Origin of the sequence: Micromonospora sp. DT227 (genome assembly GCF_049841835.1) — a bacterium.
Taxonomy (GTDB): domain Bacteria; phylum Actinomycetota; class Actinomycetes; order Mycobacteriales; family Micromonosporaceae; genus Micromonospora.
The window spans coordinates 162,582-180,522 of sequence record NZ_JBNCLA010000003.1; the positions used below are offsets into that span (position 1 = coordinate 162,582).

Consider the following 17,941-nt stretch of genomic DNA (forward strand, 5'->3'; position numbering starts at 1 on the left):
CCTAGAGGTCCAGATCGACGTCGGCGGCGCTGGTGACGTTGCGTTCCACGTCGGTCATCTCCGTCGGCGACAGGGTCAGCGCGTAGTGGCGGCGCGGGTCGAACTCGGCGAACTGGTCCACCCGGTCGAGCACGTCGGCCACCAGTTTCTTGAGGAACAGCCGCGGCGCCACGCCCACCTTGCCGCCCAGCCCACCGGCGACGGCCCGGGCGAGGTCACCGAGGTAGGCGTCGTCCACACGGGTGCACAGCCGATCCGGCGCGGTCGACCCGTCCGCATACAGATCCCGCACGCGACCGCCCAGTTCGACCAGCGAGTCGACGGTGAAGCCGGGCAGCCGGACCTGGACCGCGCGCGGGTTGTCGAAGCGCGGGTCCGTGGTGAAGTCGACCGCGAGCCGCTGCGCAAGGGGTGCGAGCCGCTGGACTCCCTGCGGGCCCTCGTAGAAGGCCGGGGTTCCGGTGATCACCAGATACAGGCCGGGAAATCGGCCTGAGTGCACCTCGTCGATGAGCTGACGCAGCGCGTTCAGGGCCTTGTCCCGCGCGTCCGATCGGACCCGCTGCAGCGTTTCGACCTCGTCCAGGACCAGGAGCAGACCCGGATGGCCGCTGTCGCGCAGCACGGTCAGCATCCCCTGAAGGAAGCTGAGCGCGGCGAAGTGGTCGAGATCGCCCCGGACGCCCGCAACGCGGCGGGCCGACGCGGCGACGTGCGGCTGGCCACCGAGCCAGGCGAGCACTGCGTCAGCCGTGGCCGGGTCGTTGTCGAGACCGGCGCTGCGGTAGCCGCGTAGAGCGGCCGCGAAGGCGGGCGCGCTCCGGCTGACGGCGGCCAGTCGCTGCTCCAGCAGCGCCGTCACGGCCCAGTCGAACGCACCCCCGTCCTCCGGCGAGACCTCCCCGGTCGCGAGCACGTCCTCCTCGAGCGCGTAGAACCAGCTGTCGACCACCGGCCGCAGCGCGCTGGGCGGAAACGTAGCCGTGCTCAGGCGCTCGGTGAGCCGTCGGTAGACCGTCTCCAGCTTGTGCAGCGGTGTCTCGTTCTCGGAGATCTGCACTTCGGCGGCGGCCAGGTTGGCGCGTTTCGCCCGCTCGGCGATCCAGCGGGTGAAGAACGTCTTGCCGGAGCCATACTCACCGCGGACCGCCTTGAACACCGATCCTCCGGCGGCGACCGTTTCCAGGTCCTCGCTCACCGAGGTCAGGAAGCGGTCCAGGCCGACAGCCAGAAGGTCCAGGCCGGCCGACGGCACGGCGCCACGCCGCAGGGCGTCGATCACCTCCCGCCGCCGGGCCGGGCTGACCGTGGTCACGGCGCACCCGGCGGCAGACCGAACTGGGTCCGCAGCAACGAGATGTCCAGGCGAACGGTGCGTCCTTCGTCGATCAGGGACAGCACGGGATAGTTGTCGATGTTGAAGATCCTCTGCAGGGTGGCGAGGAAGCCGGACGCCCGTGCGGGCAGTTCCCCCGCCCGCTGGGCCAGGACGGCCAGCGCCAGCACACCCCGGGCCTCCACGAGCGCCCGCAGTGCGGCCTCGATCTTGCGGAGGTCGAGCCTCCGTGGGGTCAGGCTGTGCTGCGCACGGAAAATGTCCGAGCCCAGGAGGACCGTCACCAGGTCACTCTCGGCCGCCGTGGATGTCGGCGCCACCTCCGGCAGGTCGAACAGCGCGGGCTCGCCCGACCTCGCCTGCGGTTTGCGGCGAGGCTTGGACGCGCCCACCGGCGGCGGCCCGGTCTGCGCCACCTGTGGTTCGTTCGTCTCCCACCAGCGGGGCCGGTCCGCGGGCAGGGGCGCCCACCCGTCGGGGATCTCGTCGGCGTTGGGCAGCAGGAAGGTCAACAGCGGGATCGTCACCTCGCCCAGTGACGCTCCACCGTGGTAACCGGCCTTGGTGGGACGATAGCGCCGCAGCGGATCCCAGAGCGCGATGATCCGGTTTCCCTCGGCCACGACCCGAGGGCCGGTGAGTTCCACCTCGCCGTCGCCGGCAGGCCGGTCACCCGTCCGGTGCCGGGCCGAGGCCGCATCATCGGCCTTGACCAGCTCGCCACCCCGCTCCAGCACGTGCCCGTGGTCGCTGGTGATCACGACGATCCGCCCAGACGACCGCGCGAGGTCGAGCAGGCTGCCGAGGAAGCCCAGATCACCGAGTTGCCAGCCGGCTTCGTTTCCTTCCCTGCCATGGGACAGTGAATCGTCCACGGTATTGATCACCACGGCGACGAGGCGCGCGGTGCTCGCCAACGCGTCCGCCAGTTCGCCCGCGAGCACCTCTCCCGCGCCGCCACGAGCCGGCCCCTTGTGAAAGATCCGGGCGTCGTCCCCCCACCGGCCCTTGCCGAAGATCTGCTCTTCGTTGGACTGGGTGCCGGAACGAAGCGCGCCGGCGAACAGCGAGGTCCGGGACACCGCCGTCAAGGTGGGCAACGCCGCCGCGATGCCGCGCCGCCGGGCAGCACCGCTGCCGGCGAGGGCGTCGTATTCCACCCACTGGTGCGACAGCACGGCGGCGAGGTCGACCGAGACCGCCGCGCTCATGCCGTCGAGCACCACCAGGAGCACCTGCCGGTGCGCGCGAATCAGCGGATCGACGACCCGTGGCAGAAGGTTCTCGACCGTCAGGAGGTCACCGTCGTTGCTCGGGCCGGCGGTGGCCCACGCCGCGAGCCGGCTCGCGAACGCCCGGTCGAGATCACGGCGACGCTGGTACGCCCGGTCATGGATGGCGCCGAACGCGCGTTGCAACTCCGGGTGGACGTCCTCGCCGGCCCAGACATGGTTCAGCGCCAGGTCGACCCAGCCCCACTCCGCGACCTGTCGCTGCACGCCGTCAGCGACACTGGCCGGCGGCTCGGCCGGAACGCTCAGCCATCGGACCAGCCGCTGAGCCATCCGCACCCGCCGGACGCGTTCCGTCTCCTCCCCGGCCAACCGGTGCGTGGCGAGCCGGTCCACCTGAGCCTCCAGGTCAGGGGCGTCGGCCTTTCCCAGCGCGGAAAGAAGGGCCGCGGCGACGTCTTCGATCCGCCTGGACAAGCCGGTGCGGAGGATCTGACTGTGTCCGGCGCTGCCCACGGCGTTGAACTGGATGAGTAGCTGTTCGGCCCGGTCCAGGACGGCTTGCCCCTGCCGCCGCACCGCCGGGTCCCGATCGGTCAGCATGCCGCCGACCACACCGACGGTGGCGTCTGCGAACCCGCGGACCGTGGCATCGTCGTCGAGACCGCCGAAGTACTGCTCGATCCGGCCGCGCGCGCGGAGCGCCTCGGGCATGTCGACGGTCCACAGGGCGTCACACACCAGGCCCAGTGGCAGCGCGTCCGTGCCTCGCCCCACACCGACGAGGGCGAACAGCGCTCGGGCCGGACGCCGGAACTCGTCGACCAACCAGCGGGTGAGGCCGTCCTGCTCGTCTTGCGTCAGCAGGGTGAACGCCTCCACCGCTCCGGGTTCGACGCTCCACCGCAGCAGGGTTCGCACGTCGAGCGCGTCCGGGTCGTCCCCTCGTCGGGGCAGGCCGAGCCGGACCGCCGCGAGGTGCCGCAACGCGATGTCCCGGCTGAGCACCTTCGTGGCGATTCGCGGCCACCCACCGGGCGGCATCGCGTCGAGCAACGCCGGCCCCGCCCATTCCTCCCGCTCCAGCGCGGAGTCAGGCACTCGGGCACCGAACGCGTCGACCACGAGATCCCACGGCTCGACGGTGAGCACCCGCTGCCGGAACACGCGGCTCAGGATGCCCGGGCCGAGCTTCGACTCAGGGGCGCCGGTGAGCAGCACCAGCACCTCCGGCCCGCGCTCGGCGACGAGCCGCTCCCAGATAGCCAGCGGCGAGACGCACGGGACGACCCGGATCTGGCGTCCGTCGGGCAACGTCAACGTGGGCTCGTGCGGCCAGTCCGGCTCCGCGGCCACCACCATGACCGGGTACGCGTCGCCGCTACGGTGCCGGTCGAGCTCCTGCGCCACCTTCTGGGCGAGAGCCGCCGGGCTGATCCGCAGCACCTGGGAGGCAACGGTCGCCTGAGTCATCGCACGATTCTCCAGGTCACCTCGATGGTCGCCTCGGGATGATCCTCGACGTAGTCGCGCAATCTCCCGAACGCCTGATCCGACGCACCGCGAGTGATGACTTCCCGCTCCGTAGCCGTGGGCGGCGGAGGGGGCGGAGGCGGAGGCGGCAGCTTCCTGGTGGCCCGCCGGATGAGATCGACGGTCTCGGCCTGGGCACGGCGCATGGCTGGCGCCAGTGGTGCGGTCAGTTCGTCTGCCTTCGCCACGCGACGCAACTCGGACAGGATGGGGGCAGCATCCCCGGCATACGGCTCGGGAAGATCAGCGACGATTTCGAAGTTGTCCCACGAGGCGCCAGCCAACGCTGCCGCGATCGCCCCGGCACTGCTGATGCTCCGACCCATCCGATCTGGCGGTCCCGCCAGATCGGCGCGGGCGATCCTCTCGATGGCATCCTTGGATGTACGCGCTGTTGCGAGCGCCTCGATCAGCTCGGCGGCAGCACGGGCGGTTGCCAGTCGCCCCGAATCGCGATTTAGCTGCAGTTGGTCCGCGTGCTGCTTGAGCTCTGCGACCAAGGCGTGCGCGGCTTCACGGTGTCGCGACGCCTGCGTAATCAGGTCCCGGCCGAACAGTCCGACCAGGCGGCCCCGCCGCAGGGCGAGGGGCTGGAAGCCGAAGATCGCGGCGGCCCGAGCGCGCGCCTGTTCCCAGTCCTCCTCGCTCGGCAGGCTCTCCTCGCGCAGGGAATGGTCGGCGGTGATCCGGCCGATCTCCGGCACCGGCATGACCTGGCTGCCGTGCAGATAGAACGCCCGGTCGGTCTGCTCGGCGAAGGCGGCCACCACGAGCTGCGCCACGATCGGGTCCAGGCCGCGTGGTTTCGGCTCGTCGATCCAGCGCAGCAGGTCGGCGACCCGAAGCTCGCCGGTGATGCCCTCGCTGGCGGCCTTCTGATGGAAGTGCTGCGCCCACTCCCCCTCGGCGACGAAGGCGGCCTCGTGCATCGTGCCGAGCCGCAGCGGGTTGACGATCCGCCGCACGGTCAGCCGGTGGGCACGCTCCACCTCTACCCGGCCTTCCGGGGACTCCACCGCCTGTTGGACGTAGCCGAACACCGTCCTGACCTCGGGAAGTCGCAGCGGTTCGCCCTTGCGGTCAGGGTCGAAGTCCGGGTGCCCCGGATACTGCTGGCTGAGCATCTGGTCGCCGAGGCTGCGCAGGGCGTCGTTGAAGGTGGCGCCCATCGGCAACGTGGGTTCCAAGGCCCGGGTCAACGACTGGAGATGGTCGTCGAAGCCGAGCTGGACGTCGGACGACTGCTTGGTGGCCAGCCCGTAGGCCTGGCGCAGCACGCCCTGCATCTTGGCCAGCAGCGCGCTGCGCTGGTTGGTCAGCGCGCCGTGCGCGCGGCGGCGGTCGTCGGGGTTGAGGTGCTCGGCGTGACTGTCGAATCGTTGCCCCTCGAGCAGCTTGTCGATGATGACGAGCTTGCCCAGCTCGTTGCGCCGTTCCACGGTGAGGGCCGCCGGGATCCAGCAGATCGTCCGCGCGGTCGTGCGACTGAGCAGGTTCTGTACCCGCTGCCGATCGTCGGCCGGCCCGTGGGTGCCGTCGTCGAAGGGATAGTCGACGATCATCCGCCAGCCGGTCGGATCGTCCGGATGGAAGGCTTCGTCGCGGATGTCGTGGGGGTCGCGGACGTTGCCGTAGACCAGCTCGATCGCGCGCCGGCTGCCGCGCCAGGTCAGCCCGGCCTCGGCGAAGAACGAGTCGGTCCAGGGCACCCCGAGTTGCGTCCAGAGCAGCCGCTGGACGATGTGCTTGCGCGCGCCCTCGTTGTCGTAGTGCTTGGCGGTGGCGAGCACGCTGTCGACGTCGACACCGACCAGCTCCAGCGACACCACCGGGTCGTCGCCCTCCCCGATGCGGATCTCGGGGAACTGGCCCGCCCAGTCGGCGAGCTTCCGGTTGACCTGGGCCACCTCGCCGCCGGGGATGGGGCTGGTGATACTGCCGTGGTTGAGCGCGGAGAGGCGCCGACCGGTGAGGTTGCGCAACGCCGGGACGCTGGGTGCCAGAGCGGCCAGCAGCAGCGTCTTGATCAGGCGATCGTCGCCGGTGAAGGCTCGGATCCGCCCCGCGAGCTCGAGGCTCGGCCGGTCGCCGCGACGTGCGGCGTCGAGGTCCTCCTCGACGAGCCCGTGCTGGCCGAGCAGGTGTGGCCGCAGCTTCAGGTCGTAGAGCTTCTGGGCCATCTCGAACTCGGCCTTCAGCTTCTCGGTGAAGGGCTGGTCACCGCCGCCGCTGATCACGTCGTACAGGTCGCCGAGGGGCACGAGCTGCCCGAGCCGCAGCGTCTCGCGCCGGTCGACCAGGAGCTGCCGCATGAGCTTGAGTGCGGTACGGGAGCGCTGCAGGGCGCTGGAGACGTGCACCAGGGTGGAGAGGAAGGCGGGGCTGAACGGATACGTCGACCGGAACGCGTCGATGTCGGCGCCGCTGCCGGAGTCGCTGCCGAGGAGGGTGTCGAACACCTCCCGGCGTACCTTCGTAGTGCTCTCGAAGGCGCGCGACATCGCCTCCCCGGCCTCGCTGGTGAGCGGTTTGAGCAGCCGGCGGCGGGCGATCTCCGGGAGGTTGCGGTCCTCGAGCTTGATGACGTCGAAACGGCCGCTGGCCAGGTTGAGGGTGTCCTGATAGCTCAGCTCGTTCGCGCCGACCACCTCCTCGCCCACCAGCTCGCGAAGGTCACGCTGCCGGGCGATGAAGCTGATCACCGGAATGGGCCGCCGGGTGTCGCCGCCCTCGACGAAATTGGTGATCTTCTGGATCTCTCGAGAGACGAACTGCTGGTCACCGATGGAGTTGGCCAACCAGAGGATCAGCTCGTCGAGGAAGAGGATCAGGCCGTGGTAGCCGAGTTCCTTGGCGTGCCGGCTGATCTCGGTGAGCCCTCGGTCCAGTGAGATGAAGGCCTCGGCGTCCTCCCGGGCGTTGCTGAAGAACCCGACGTTCCAACTGGTCAGCAAGTCGTTGACCAGCTTCCGGCGCAGGTCGTCGGGGTAGGCACCGGCGAACGCCTGGTCCAGCCGCTCAGGCGTCCAGAACGCCTCGGTGTCACCCCACTCGTCCTCGACGTCGCCGCCGGGCAGGCCGGCGATGAACTGCGCGTCGCCGATCTTGTCCCGCAGCGAGGCGGCCTGCCCCAGCAGGGCGTCGGTGCGGTGCACCGCCGGGATGGACGCCTCCGGGTGCAGGGCCCGCACCCGGTCCACGTACCCGCCGAGGACCCGCTGCTCCAGCGACCGCGCGTCGAGCAGGTGGTACGGAACGAGCAGGAACTTCCGTCCGTCCAGCCAGACGCTGTGCTTGGCGACCAGGGGCGCCAACTCGTCCCGTCCGCGCGCGGCCGGCTCACCACGCAGCAGCGCGTGCAGCACCGCCATGAAGTGCGACTTGCCGGAACCGAAGGAACCGTGCAGGTAGGCAGCCTTGGAGGCGTGGCCCTCGACGGCGGAGCGGATCAATCCGAGCGCCTCGTCGAAGTTCGCCAGCAACCGGTCCGTGACGACATAGTCACGAAGGGTGGCATCGGCGTCGGCGACACTGTCCGCCAGCTTGAGCACGAAGTCGCTTGTGCTCGTGCGCTCCGGGATCTCGATGAACTCTCGAAGCAGCGGCGCGGGCGTGGGCGAAGACATGCTGAACACCGTACCGATCACGGTCGGTTGCCTGAGCGTGGGCGCGCAGTGCCGGAAGCGACATGGACCGACGGGGGACCCAGGCGCAACCGGACAATTGTTCCGGGCGGCGTAGGGCTGGGATAGAACGGCTGATCATGGGGTGGACACCCGAAACCAGACAGGGTAGGACATCAGTCGGGGCCGTTCCGTACCGCCGCCGTCGGCGCCTCACCGTCGGAAAGCGGCCTGGCTCGTTCAATGCCGCGGCAGAGGCCCTGGCTCGGCTTTCATCTTCTCGGCATGAAGAGGTTACTGACTGATGCACGTGGACAGGATCGAACGGTCCATCGGAAAGCTGATCGACGAGATCTCGAATGCCGAGATCCTGCTTCCCGAGATCCAGCGCGAATATGTCTGGAAGCCGACACAGGTGGCCAAGCTGATGGACTCCATCTACCGGGGCTATCCCTTCGGATCCCTGCTGTTCTGGGAGACCGACGAGGCGCCGGAGACCCGCGATATGTTCATCAGCGGACCGGAGGCGGTCCCGAGCAAGCCGCCGCTCTTCCTTCTCGACGGCCAGCAACGCCTTACGTCGCTGCACCGGGTGTTCACCGACCACCCGGAGGCCCAGGTCGTCTTCCACGTGGAGAACCAGAAGTTCCAGAACCAGAGCGCCGCTACCCAACGCGACCCGAAGTGGGTCAAGGTGGCGGACGTGCTCGATCAGAAGACCTCGATGGTGCGCCTGACCCAGCGGCTGCTCGATGCCAAGTCGTCCCTGGAGGACCACGAGATCGAAGATCGACTCAGCCGGATCAAGGACCTGCGCAATCGTCGATTCGTCATGGAGGTACTGAAGGGCTTTCCGTACGAGGAGGTCGCGGAGATCTTCGTCCGGGTCAACAGCGGTGGCCGCCGCCTCGGCACCCTCGACCTGGCGATGGCCACCCTGTCGACGCGGTGGAAGGGAGTGCTGGCCGAACTGCAGAGCGAGTCGGAGCACTGGCTCCGCCACGGCTACGGGCACATCGACGTCAATTTCCTGTCCCGGGCGTTGGCGGGGGTGGTCCTGGGACGGGGCCTGTCGGTGTGGTCCCACAGCAAGCTCCGGCAGACCAGCGACGCGGAACTGGAGCGGGGTTGGGAGGTGGTCAAGCACGGCCTGCGGCGACTGATCCCGCTGCTCCGGTCGCACCTCGGGCTCACCCGATCCGACCCGCTGCCGTCGATGATCGTCCTGATCCCGCTGGTCGTGCTCCTCGGCGAGCGCAGTGACGAGACCATCGATCCGGAAACCTCGAACGGCATCATCTACTGGTTGCTGCTGGCCACCATCCGCACCCGCTACAGCGGATCCACTGACACTCGTCTGAGCCAGGACATCCGCGCCGCCCGACAGCCTGATCCGGTCCGCTCCCTGCTGGAGGGACTCAACGTCGAGAACTCCCGGGCCGAGGTCACCGAACGAGCGCTTCGCGGACGGACGAAGGAGAGTCCCTACTTCTTCCTCAGCCTGCTGGTGGCGCTGGCCGCCAACGCCCACGACTGGTGGTACGGCGGCGAGATCCTCCCGGACGCCGCGAACGCGCCGAAGCTCGAGCACCACCATGTCCACCCGCCATCGACGCTTGACGACCCCCGGTTCGACAAGGGGATGATCAACGACCTGGCCAACCTGGTGTTCATCTCCAGCCAGGCCAACAAGAAGATCAACGGGCGGAGCCCGGCCGAGTACTTCCCGGATCTGAGCGATGACGAACTGCGGGCGCATCTTGTGCCCCTTCACGAGGCATTGCGGAGCCCCAAGGGTTACCAACGATTCCTCACTGCGCGTCGAGCCCTGCTCGTGGACGCCATGAACGCACTCCTGGACCGCTTCCGTCCATCGTTCCTCGACGAGGTGCCCCGCGAGAACGCCGACCCGAGTGCCGGCTATTCGCTCGACCTGGCGTTGTACGGCGGCATCCGCGACGGTGGCCGGATCGTGTTCACCGCCTTCGGGGACGGCATCGCCTGGACCGGGTCGGCAAGCATGGCCGAGTTGGACAGCGCGATCGAGTCGGCTCGGGTCGCCGGCATCGACAGTGATGTGACCATCTCGGGCGAGTCCGTGCCGGTCGAGATGATCGAGGATTCGCTGCAGGTGCCTATCGGACCGTTCCTGGTGACAGGCACCCCTGAGGAATGGCGGACCGTCTTCGATCGGGAGCTCGACACGTCGCTACCGCTCTCGACCCTGCCCGTCATCGAGACGAAGCCCTGGGACGGAAGCTCGGTGAAGTTCCCGATCACCAGCACGGACTGACCGCTCACGCACTCGCACAGAGGAACCTGATGGCACAAGCATGGATCGTCCGGGCCGGCCGTGACGACAACTACGATGCACTCGCCCTCGACAAGCACCTGATCGCGGTCGGCTGGTCGGCGGCGGGAGACCTGACCGGCACCGTGAGTCCCGCGGAGATCAAGGACCGGGTCCGGGCGGCCTATCCGGACGTCGAGGGGCGTGCGGTGGAGAACTATGCGATCCAGTTGATCGCGTTCCGATCGCGGATGGCCGTGGGCGACGTCGTGCTCTTCCTCCGGGCGACGAGCCCCGATGTCGCTATCGGCAAGGTGGTGGGGCCCTACGAGTACCGGACGGACCTCCCGTCGGGGATACGGCACGCGCGCGCGGTGAGCTGGTCGCGCACCGACGTGCCACGGGCGTCGGTGGAGCGAGAGGTGCTCGCGCTGCCGTCACTCACCACCGTCTACCGAATCAACCACGCCGACAGCATCGCGCGCCTCGAACGACTCCTGGGTTCGACGGCGCCGATGCTCGTCCTGCCCGAGGAGCCCGTCAACGCCGCCGAACTCGACCACGACGTCGCACCGTTCACCAACCTCAAGCGCAACCTCAACTACGCCCGTAGCCTTGCCACCGCTGGTCAGCATCTCGCTCAGCTCAAGGTGGGCGCATTCGAGGTGTCCGACGTCTTCCGGGCTGCCTGGGTGCAGAGCGTGGCAGCGCTCGACCACTGGGTACGGCAGGAGGTCCGCGCCCGGATGCTCAAACTCGTCGCTCAGCCCTCGATCCAGAAACCCAAGGCGTTCGCCGCCTTCCAGGTGGCACTCGGGCTGGTCGAGCAGGTCCAGCTCGGCACGAAGACCCTCGTGGACGCCCTCGACCAGCAACTGCGGGACCAAGGCCACCTCGTCTACCAGAACCCGGACAAGATCCGGGAAGGCTTCGCCCTCGTGCACGACACCAAGGGCTTCTGGGATCGCGTAGCGCAGGTACTCACCCAGCAGGGTGGGGACGGGGTCTCGTTCACCGGCAAGGAGGTGCAGGAGCAGCTCCGGCAGATCGTGCAGCGCCGGCACAAGATCGCCCACGAGTACGACGACGACCCGGCCAACCCCACGGGGAAGCGACCCATCGACGGGGCCGAGACCACCCGGACCATCGACTACATCGAGCAGGTTGCTGCCGCGATCCTGGATGTCCTCAACAGCGCTTCCGATCACCCGACCGGGTGAGACCATGACCGGCCTCGTCGGCGCGCGGGAGGGTCCTTGAGCCATGGTCGGCAGCGTGGCACTCTCCCCTCATGCCGGTGCCGATCTTCGCCCGTGAGGCTCCGACATGACGCTGTTCCGGTCGCGGCGTCGCATCACTCGCGGGGAGAGCCTGGCGATCGTCTCGGCGGCCGCCTCGCTCTCCTCGATGTTCGGGGTCGCGTGGACGGTCGAGGATCGGGTCCCGCAGCGGAGCGTGACGGCGTGCGCCGACGCTCTGCGTCTTGGTGGACGACGGGACGCCACGCTCCGCCTTCCACGGGAAGCTCGAGACTGGTTCGACCTGGATTTCGACGCCCCGGAGGCCGGCTACGCGTTGGCGTTCGTCCTCGTCTGGTCGCTTGCCGTGGCCGATACGGCGGCCGAGCCGTCGGGTCGAGATCATGTGCGGGTGGCGATGTGGCACCTCACCCACCTGCTGCCGGCGTCGGCGCGCCGCATACTGACGGACATCGAGGAAGCGCTGCGAAAAGCTGGTGGGCCGCCTCGACGCGCGGTCGCCGGCCTCAGGTGAGCCGGTCGGGGGCGTGACCCGACTGCCGGAGGGATCTCTCCAGGTGCATCAGGAGCAGGAACGGCCTCGCCCGCCGTACGGCCTTCCGCCAGGTCAGGGCACGTAAACCGTATTTGAGGCACGGTGGCGCCGAGGACGTCCCAGACCACCTCCTGGGCCACCTGCCCGCCGATGCGCGGTCGAGCGAACTCGGCAACGGTCTCCCGGTATCGACGTGCCAGTTCACGAGCGGTCGCCTCCGGGGTCAGGACCGGGTCGTGGCCCCGTGCCACTGCCGACAGAGACTCGTCGAGCAGTGTTCGGAAGCCAGCGTTGTATCGCCGCGACTCGAGGATCTGGTCGACGTTAAGCTGGTCGAGCGTCCCGATCTGGAGTTGTGCGAGCACGTCCCGCACCACCGCGGCCTCGAAGCGTTCGGGTTGCGGCCGGCCGAGATGCCGGGTCAGTTCGGTCCGCACCGCGGGGTTGGACAGCATGCCGTCCTGCCCCAGTTCGGAGGAGATGACGAGGGAGGCCATGTGGTTGCGCAGGCTCACGATCTCCGCCGCACCCTGGCGTAGCGAACCACGGTCGCCGTCGTGGCGGCGGTACGCCTCCTCCCGGATCGCACGCATCACCTCGTCCATGCGGGTCAGGCTCGTGCGCATCTGCCCCTGCGGGATGACCAGGTCGGCACGTCGCCGCCGCCCCGAGGGCGGGCCGTAGCGCACCCGGCCGCTATCATCGACCTCGTACTCGTGGCCCCACAGCCGCAGGAGCCCGGCCTCGTGCAGTTCGTCGACCCGACGGTTGATCTCGCCGGCACGCTCGCGGTAGGCGGACGCGACCTCGAAGGACGCGCGCAGGACGACACGGTCGGAGAAGAACATCACCGACTGCAGAACCCGGTCGATGGTGTGCGGGTCGACCAGGCCGCTATCCAGCAGCGTGAGCGAGCGGGTCATGACGCGCCTGCGAGATAGGTGAGGTAATCAACCTCGTAGATGTGGGCGCTCCACGAGTGGTAGCAGACCTTGGCGCCCTTCGTGCCGAGAGCGAGCGCGGCGCCGGCCGCCAACTGGGCGAAGGTCAGCATCTCGGGCACGAACCCGACCCACACGTCGACGCTGCGGGCGGTCAGGAAGAGCACGAGGTCGTCGCCGACGATCCGGAGCGCGCCGCCCACTGGCGAACCCGGAAAGCGGCCGCCCAGGTCCTCCTCCGGCCGCCACATCGAGAAGACCGCCGACCGGCTGTGTGCGTCCTGACGAAGCAGTTCCGTGGCTTGCGCGAGCTGGTCGATCGGTGCGCCGTCCGGGCCGATCCAGCCGCGCAGTCGCTGGTAGAGCAACGAGGACTCGCGCTGGTCACCGAAGATCCGGTCCCGGTAGTCCTTGATGAGTTCCGGGTAGAGGTAGCCGGACGGCGGTGTCAGGTCCGCCGCATTGCGCAGCCGGACCGTGAGGCCGGGAACGTCGAAACAGATGCCGTGCCGGGTCGTGACCCGGTCGGCACGGACGAAGATCGACAGGACGTCCGCCCAGCCGGCCGCGACGGTGGCCATCTCCATCTCCACTGCTCATCTCCCCGAGGAAAAGCTCGGCAGGGTGAGGGCCGTCAGATCGGCCGTCCCCGGCCATCTGACGGACTGGGACCGGGTCACGACGCACATGTCGGTCGCGAGGAGGGGTACGTCGATGTCCAGTCCATTCGCGGAAAGCGTCTCCCCCGACGTCACGAGCAACACGCCGGCACCATGGCCATCGACGCGGATCACACCCTCGGTTGAGCCGTGCAGCCGCACGATGCGCACTGGTCGCTGTTCGGCACGAGCGCTCAACCATGCCTCGGTGATGGCCGGGTACTCGGTATAGATCGTCTCGACGTCCCGGCCCGCGACGGTGCAGTAGGTGACGAAGGAGGTGCGGGCCGCGGGCAGCGCACGCATGATCAGTGGTTCGCCGGTGGCGAGACAGAACTCGACACGCACGTCATAACCGGTGATGCCCAGGTCGACGGCGCCCGAGGCCACCAGTTCGGGGATGTCGAAGCCCCGACACCGGACGAGCACATCCGTGCCGGACCGCTGCCACAGTGACCGTGGGTGCGATCCTTGTGGCGCGGCGAGGAGGTGACCGAACATGTCGGCGACCGGTTCGAACAATCGACTGGACGGCCCCGGGGCAGCAATGATCACGGTGACGTCCTAACCGCGCCGTCGGGATACCTCCCGGATCGGATGCCGTCGCTGATCCCGTAAACCGGCACCACCGCGTCGACGAGTGCGCGCAACGCGAATTCGGCCGGCAGCTCGGAGAACAGGACGGTCTTCCCCTGCCCGGCGGCGTAGCCGACCTCGATGCAGACGCTCGCGCCCGCGTAGCCGTCCTCGGCGACCACGAACACGGCATCCGATTTGGTGATCTTCGCGAGAAACTCGTGGGTGAGGCGGAACTTGTCCGCCTCGTCGACCGTGACCACTTGCTCGTTGTAGTCGTATCGCGGCGTGTAGACGATCATCCCGAGGGCACGGAAGGCCGCCTCCGCCTGGCGGGCCGTGTCATAGAACTTCGAGCTGCTGCAGATCGTGACGGACCTGAGGTCTGGCATCGTTCCTCCGAGTGCGGGCGACAGGTGAGGGGCTCAGGTGAGCGGTACCAGATGTCGCGGCATCGCGAGGTACCCGACGTGCCGCCGAAGAATTCCTTCCCAGGTGACTGAGGGAGCTTCGCCCGGGCCCGGTTAAGGCAGTCGCCGGCGATCGGCCTGCCAATGCCGGGTAGTCGAGATGGAAGGGGCGTACCGCCAGTCGTCGCGGAAGCCCGGTGCTGATCCGGACCAGTTCGGCGTAGAGCGATTCGAGTTGTGTGGCGGTCCAGTCACTCGCGCCGATCGCCGGGTACACGTCGAAGCCGATCTCGATCGCCAGGGCGAGCCCGTCGCGAATGGCTGGCCATTCCTGGCTGTCGGGTGGATGGTGCAGCGTGGTGTGGAGCTTTATGCCGCGGATCGCCGCCGGATCGCGCGCTGCGGGATGAGCGCCGTTCAGACGCCAGGCGTACGCCAGCGTGGAGAGGTTCGACTCCACCTTGAGGACCACGGAGTCCAGCAGGTCCCGCACGGCCAGCGCATGGTGGATCTCGAAGACGAGCGATGGCGCCAGCAACGGCTCTCCGCCACTGATTCGTAACAGGTTGAGTCTCCGGCCGGCCCGCAGGAGCGCCTCCCGGAGCGCGACGAACTCCGCGACGACGGCGTCGGCGCTCGCCACGAAGTGATCAGCGCCGGCCAGGTGCGCATAGTCGACGTAGCAGTAGGAACACCGAAAATTGCAAGCGGCGACGTGGGTGATGGCCGCCAGGTTGTGATCGGTCCAGTGGCCGCCGAGCTGGGCGGCCACCGTCACCGGGCTGTCCGACAGGTTGGCCACGTGGCGAAGCTCGGTGAACTCCGGCAGGGCGGTCGGAAGGCGCATCCGGGGGCGGCTGACCGGCGTGAAGAGGCGAACTGCCGCGTCTGCACGTTGCCGAGCTTGGTCCGGCGAAGGTCGGTGAAGGCATAGTCGCCTCCGTCGGCGTTGACGATCTGATATGCCCGGCGCAGGAGCGGGCGCACATCCGGGGTGGGAAGGGGGACCTCACGGGCCACACGGCCTACCTGCCTCGATCGAGCCTCGACGACGGATGCCATCGATGTCCTACGAATCGTCTCGTCAGCCGGGAATCAGGTCAAGGCATCAGCCCTCGGTCACTGCTGGACCACCTCTACCGCCGCTGCGCGAATACCGACCTGCCCGAACTCGAACGCCTCGCCACCACCGTGCAGACTCGGTGGCCCCAGATCCTCACGTTCATCCACACCGGGATCACCAACGCCGGCTCCGAAGGCACCAACCGAGTGATCAAGACCGTCGCCCGCGACGCCTACGCCTTCCGCAACCCCGCAATCTTCGTTGATCCTCGTTATCCCGGCCCCCGCCCGGAACGGGAACGAGGATGTCGCCGGCTGGCCCTATCGTGTACGGACATCCGCGCTCGCGTCTCAGGCGGTCCGGGTCGTACCTCCACTTTGTCGGCTCTACCAACAAGGAAATCGATGTTTCGCAATCTAATGGGCATTTCCATGGTCGCTGTCATGGCGACGTCTCTCACCCTTACCGGGTGCGGCCCTGAGTCGCCGCGCCCGGAGCCTGCCGCCTCGGGGGCGTCCGCACCGTCCACGGCGCCGACCCCCGAGCCCTCACCGAAGGCACCGACATACAAGATTCTCGACAAGAAAGCCCTCACGAAGGCGTTGCTGCCCCTCAGCGCCATGCCGACGGGTTACAGCGAAGACGAGTCCGGCAGCTCGGACGGCTCGGACAAAACCTTCTGCGACTACCGGCAGCCGTACACCGCCAAGATCAAGGTTTCCCGGTCGTACCAGAAGGGCGGCGGATTGAGCGCGCAGCTAATCATGCTGAGCCTGCGGCAGCACGCCAGCCCGGAGCAGGCGAAGGCGTCCTTCGACAAGATGGCGAAGACGCTGGAAACCTGCCGCAAGGACACGTCCGACGGCCAGAAGGTCACGTACGCCCTCATGAACCTCCCAGGGCTCGGCGAGAGGAGCCTCGGCGTACGCATCGAACTGCGGGGTGGCACCGCCCTGCAGGGCTTCGCTCTCGTCGGGCCGACTTTGGTCGCCGCGGGCACAGCGGGCGTGTTGAACGCCGATGCGGACGAGGTCGCAGATCTGCTCGGCAAGCAGGTGGACGGATATTCCAGCGTAGCCGTCGAGGAATGACAGCGGACGCGAACGGCAGCGCCCATCGGCCGATCCGGCGATGACGCACGACGACAGCCCCAGGAGTATGGGCCAATGACAGCACGCAACGTGGCAGCGATCCAGGCTCCCGATCCTGGGCGGCAGCAGGGCACGGTCGTGAATCGTCTGGTGACAGTGGAGAACCTGGGCGCCTGGATGCTGAAGTGCAACCCTGGGGTGTGGGATCTGGCAGCCTTCCTGGCGGACGGTGGAGAGACCATCGATCGATGGTCGGTCGTCCCCAATTACCGCAGCGCCCTCATGGCTGAAGGGCAGCAGGTTCTGTTCTGGGTGACCGGGCCGACCCGGGCTTATCCGGAACCCGGGCTGTGGGGGCGAGGGACGATCCTCGGGCGGGCTGGCTATTTCGACACGACGCACGAGGACCCGGGGTACTGGCAAGACGAGCGGCTACGACGGCAGTCCAAGCACTTCGTCCCTCTCGACATCCGCCTCTTCGATGAGCCGATCCCCCGGGCGAGCCTGAAGCGCAACCCTCGTCTGGCCGATCTGGAAGTCTTCCGGCAGCCTCAAATGGGCAACCCGCTGGCGGTCACGAAGACTGAACTTGCCCTCCTGGAACGGCTCCTGCCTTCCCAGCCGCAGAAGATCACGGTGACCACCGCCGGCGCGGGCTTCGGTAACCCAGTCACCAATGCCGAGGTCGAAGCAGCGGGGATGAAGGCGGTGACGAGACACTACAAGCGCGGCGGGTGGCGTGTGCAGGACGTGAGCAAGCAGAATCTCGGCTGGGATTTGGCTTGTTCCGCTCCGAACGGTGAGGTGCACCAGGTCGAGGTCAAAGGCGTCAGCGGCCTGGTGCCGAAGGTCTTGCTGACGCGCAATGAAGAGCGTGCCGCACGAGAGAAATCGGGTTGGCGGCTGGCGGTCGTCACCAAGGCGCTGATCGAGCCGACCCTGCATTTCTTCGACGCGGACACCACGATCAGGGCCGCCGAGTCCTTCCTGTTCGAAGTCGATCTCCGCCGGTCACGAGCTGTCGTACCTGACCAATCGCGGCTGTGAGCCGAGAGCCGCACCGTCTGAACGACCCGTCCACGTGCAGGAGGGTAGGGACTTGTCGAAGTATGACGGTCTGCGCGACCACCTTCGAACCCGAGGTGGCGAGGTGACGTACAGCCTGGAAGAAGTAGCGGGCTTGGTACCCGGCGGCTTGCCGCCCTCCGCCTACCGCCACGCGGCATGGTGGTCCAACGGCGATCGCACCCACTCGCACAGCCGCTCATGGGAGGACGCCGGCTACACCGCGCACCCCGATCTCGCGCTCCGGCGGGTCCGCTTCGTACCCACGCCGCATATCTCCCGCTGAACCTAGCCCGCCGCGCGCGGATCCCGACAGCGCCGTGTGCTC

General features: G+C 68.2%; 13 protein-coding genes and 1 pseudogene. 6 read left to right on the top strand and 8 right to left on the bottom strand.

Annotated elements, in window-relative coordinates; translation table 11 throughout:
* Position 1: 1 nt before the first annotated feature.
* Genes brxD through pglY form a run of 3 tightly spaced genes read right to left on the bottom strand, consistent with a single transcriptional unit; the run spans position 2 to position 7,727 of the window.
* Positions 2-1,315 carry a BREX system ATP-binding protein BrxD gene (gene brxD, locus ACLQ2W_RS13050; protein ID WP_425786607.1) on the bottom strand — a complete coding sequence of 438 codons (1,314 nt, stop codon included), beginning with the start codon at positions 1,313-1,315 and terminating at the stop codon, positions 2-4.
* Entirely contained in the window at positions 1,312-4,041 is a 2,730-nt protein-coding gene (gene pglZ / locus ACLQ2W_RS13055; RefSeq protein WP_425786608.1) for a BREX-2 system phosphatase PglZ, read from the bottom strand. Before pglZ ends, brxD begins: the two co-directional genes overlap by 4 nt.
* Positions 4,038-7,727 carry a BREX-2 system ATPase PglY gene (gene pglY, locus ACLQ2W_RS13060; protein WP_425786609.1) on the bottom strand — a complete coding sequence of 1,230 codons (3,690 nt, stop codon included), beginning with the start codon at positions 7,725-7,727 and terminating at the stop codon, positions 4,038-4,040. The genes pglZ and pglY overlap by 4 nt, the downstream gene beginning before the upstream one ends.
* A 307-nt stretch (positions 7,728-8,034) precedes the next feature.
* On the opposite strand from pglY, the gene ACLQ2W_RS13065 reads away from it, so the two are divergent.
* Together ACLQ2W_RS13065 and ACLQ2W_RS13070 are read left to right on the top strand one after the other, a co-directional pair.
* On the top strand, positions 8,035-10,017 hold the full coding sequence (locus ACLQ2W_RS13065) for a GmrSD restriction endonuclease domain-containing protein (protein ID WP_425786610.1): 1,983 nt from the start codon (positions 8,035-8,037) through the stop codon (positions 10,015-10,017).
* A gap of 29 nt (positions 10,018-10,046) precedes the next feature.
* Entirely contained in the window at positions 10,047-11,234 is a 1,188-nt protein-coding gene (locus ACLQ2W_RS13070; protein WP_425786611.1) for a restriction endonuclease, read from the top strand.
* A 420-nt stretch (positions 11,235-11,654) separates the two neighbouring features.
* On the opposite strand, the gene ACLQ2W_RS13075 is transcribed toward ACLQ2W_RS13070, so the two are convergent.
* Genes ACLQ2W_RS13075 through ACLQ2W_RS13095 form a run of 5 tightly spaced genes read right to left on the bottom strand, consistent with a single transcriptional unit; the run spans position 11,655 to position 15,241 of the window.
* The gene (locus ACLQ2W_RS13075) at positions 11,655-12,731 is read right to left on the bottom strand and encodes a hypothetical protein (RefSeq protein WP_425786612.1); all 1,077 of its coding nucleotides are present in this window, start codon (positions 12,729-12,731) and stop codon (positions 11,655-11,657) included.
* On the bottom strand, positions 12,728-13,330 hold the full coding sequence (locus ACLQ2W_RS13080) for a thymidylate synthase (RefSeq protein WP_425786613.1): 603 nt from the start codon (positions 13,328-13,330) through the stop codon (positions 12,728-12,730). The genes ACLQ2W_RS13075 and ACLQ2W_RS13080 overlap by 4 nt, the downstream gene beginning before the upstream one ends.
* 15 nt (positions 13,331-13,345) lie before the next feature.
* Positions 13,346-13,963, bottom strand: a complete 618-nt coding sequence (locus ACLQ2W_RS13085) for a hypothetical protein (protein WP_425786615.1) — start codon at positions 13,961-13,963, stop codon at positions 13,346-13,348.
* Positions 13,960-14,286: a hypothetical protein gene (locus ACLQ2W_RS13090; protein WP_425786616.1), complete on the bottom strand. Its 327-nt coding sequence runs from the start codon at positions 14,284-14,286 to the stop codon at positions 13,960-13,962. The genes ACLQ2W_RS13085 and ACLQ2W_RS13090 overlap by 4 nt, the downstream gene beginning before the upstream one ends.
* 40 nt (positions 14,287-14,326) lie before the next feature.
* A complete protein-coding gene (locus ACLQ2W_RS13095) occupies positions 14,327-15,241 on the bottom strand; it encodes a hypothetical protein (RefSeq protein WP_425786617.1) in 915 nt (304 codons plus the stop codon).
* Positions 15,242-15,516: 275 nt separating this feature from the next.
* Here ACLQ2W_RS13095 and ACLQ2W_RS13100 point away from each other — a divergent pair.
* The 4 genes and pseudogenes from ACLQ2W_RS13100 to ACLQ2W_RS13115 form a co-directional block, all read left to right on the top strand.
* Positions 15,517-15,708, top strand: a pseudogene (locus ACLQ2W_RS13100) (transposase); the annotation flags it as partial.
* A 192-nt stretch (positions 15,709-15,900) separates the two neighbouring features.
* Positions 15,901-16,548 carry a hypothetical protein gene (locus ACLQ2W_RS13105; protein WP_425786618.1) on the top strand — a complete coding sequence of 216 codons (648 nt, stop codon included), beginning with the start codon at positions 15,901-15,903 and terminating at the stop codon, positions 16,546-16,548.
* 75 nt (positions 16,549-16,623) lie between these two features.
* Entirely contained in the window at positions 16,624-17,595 is a 972-nt protein-coding gene (locus tag ACLQ2W_RS13110; protein ID WP_425786619.1) for a protein NO VEIN domain-containing protein, read from the top strand.
* Between the two features lie 34 nt (positions 17,596-17,629).
* Positions 17,630-17,899 carry a DUF7662 domain-containing protein gene (locus tag ACLQ2W_RS13115; RefSeq protein ID WP_425786620.1) on the top strand — a complete coding sequence of 90 codons (270 nt, stop codon included), beginning with the start codon at positions 17,630-17,632 and terminating at the stop codon, positions 17,897-17,899.
* The last annotated feature ends 42 nt before the right edge of the window (positions 17,900-17,941 follow it).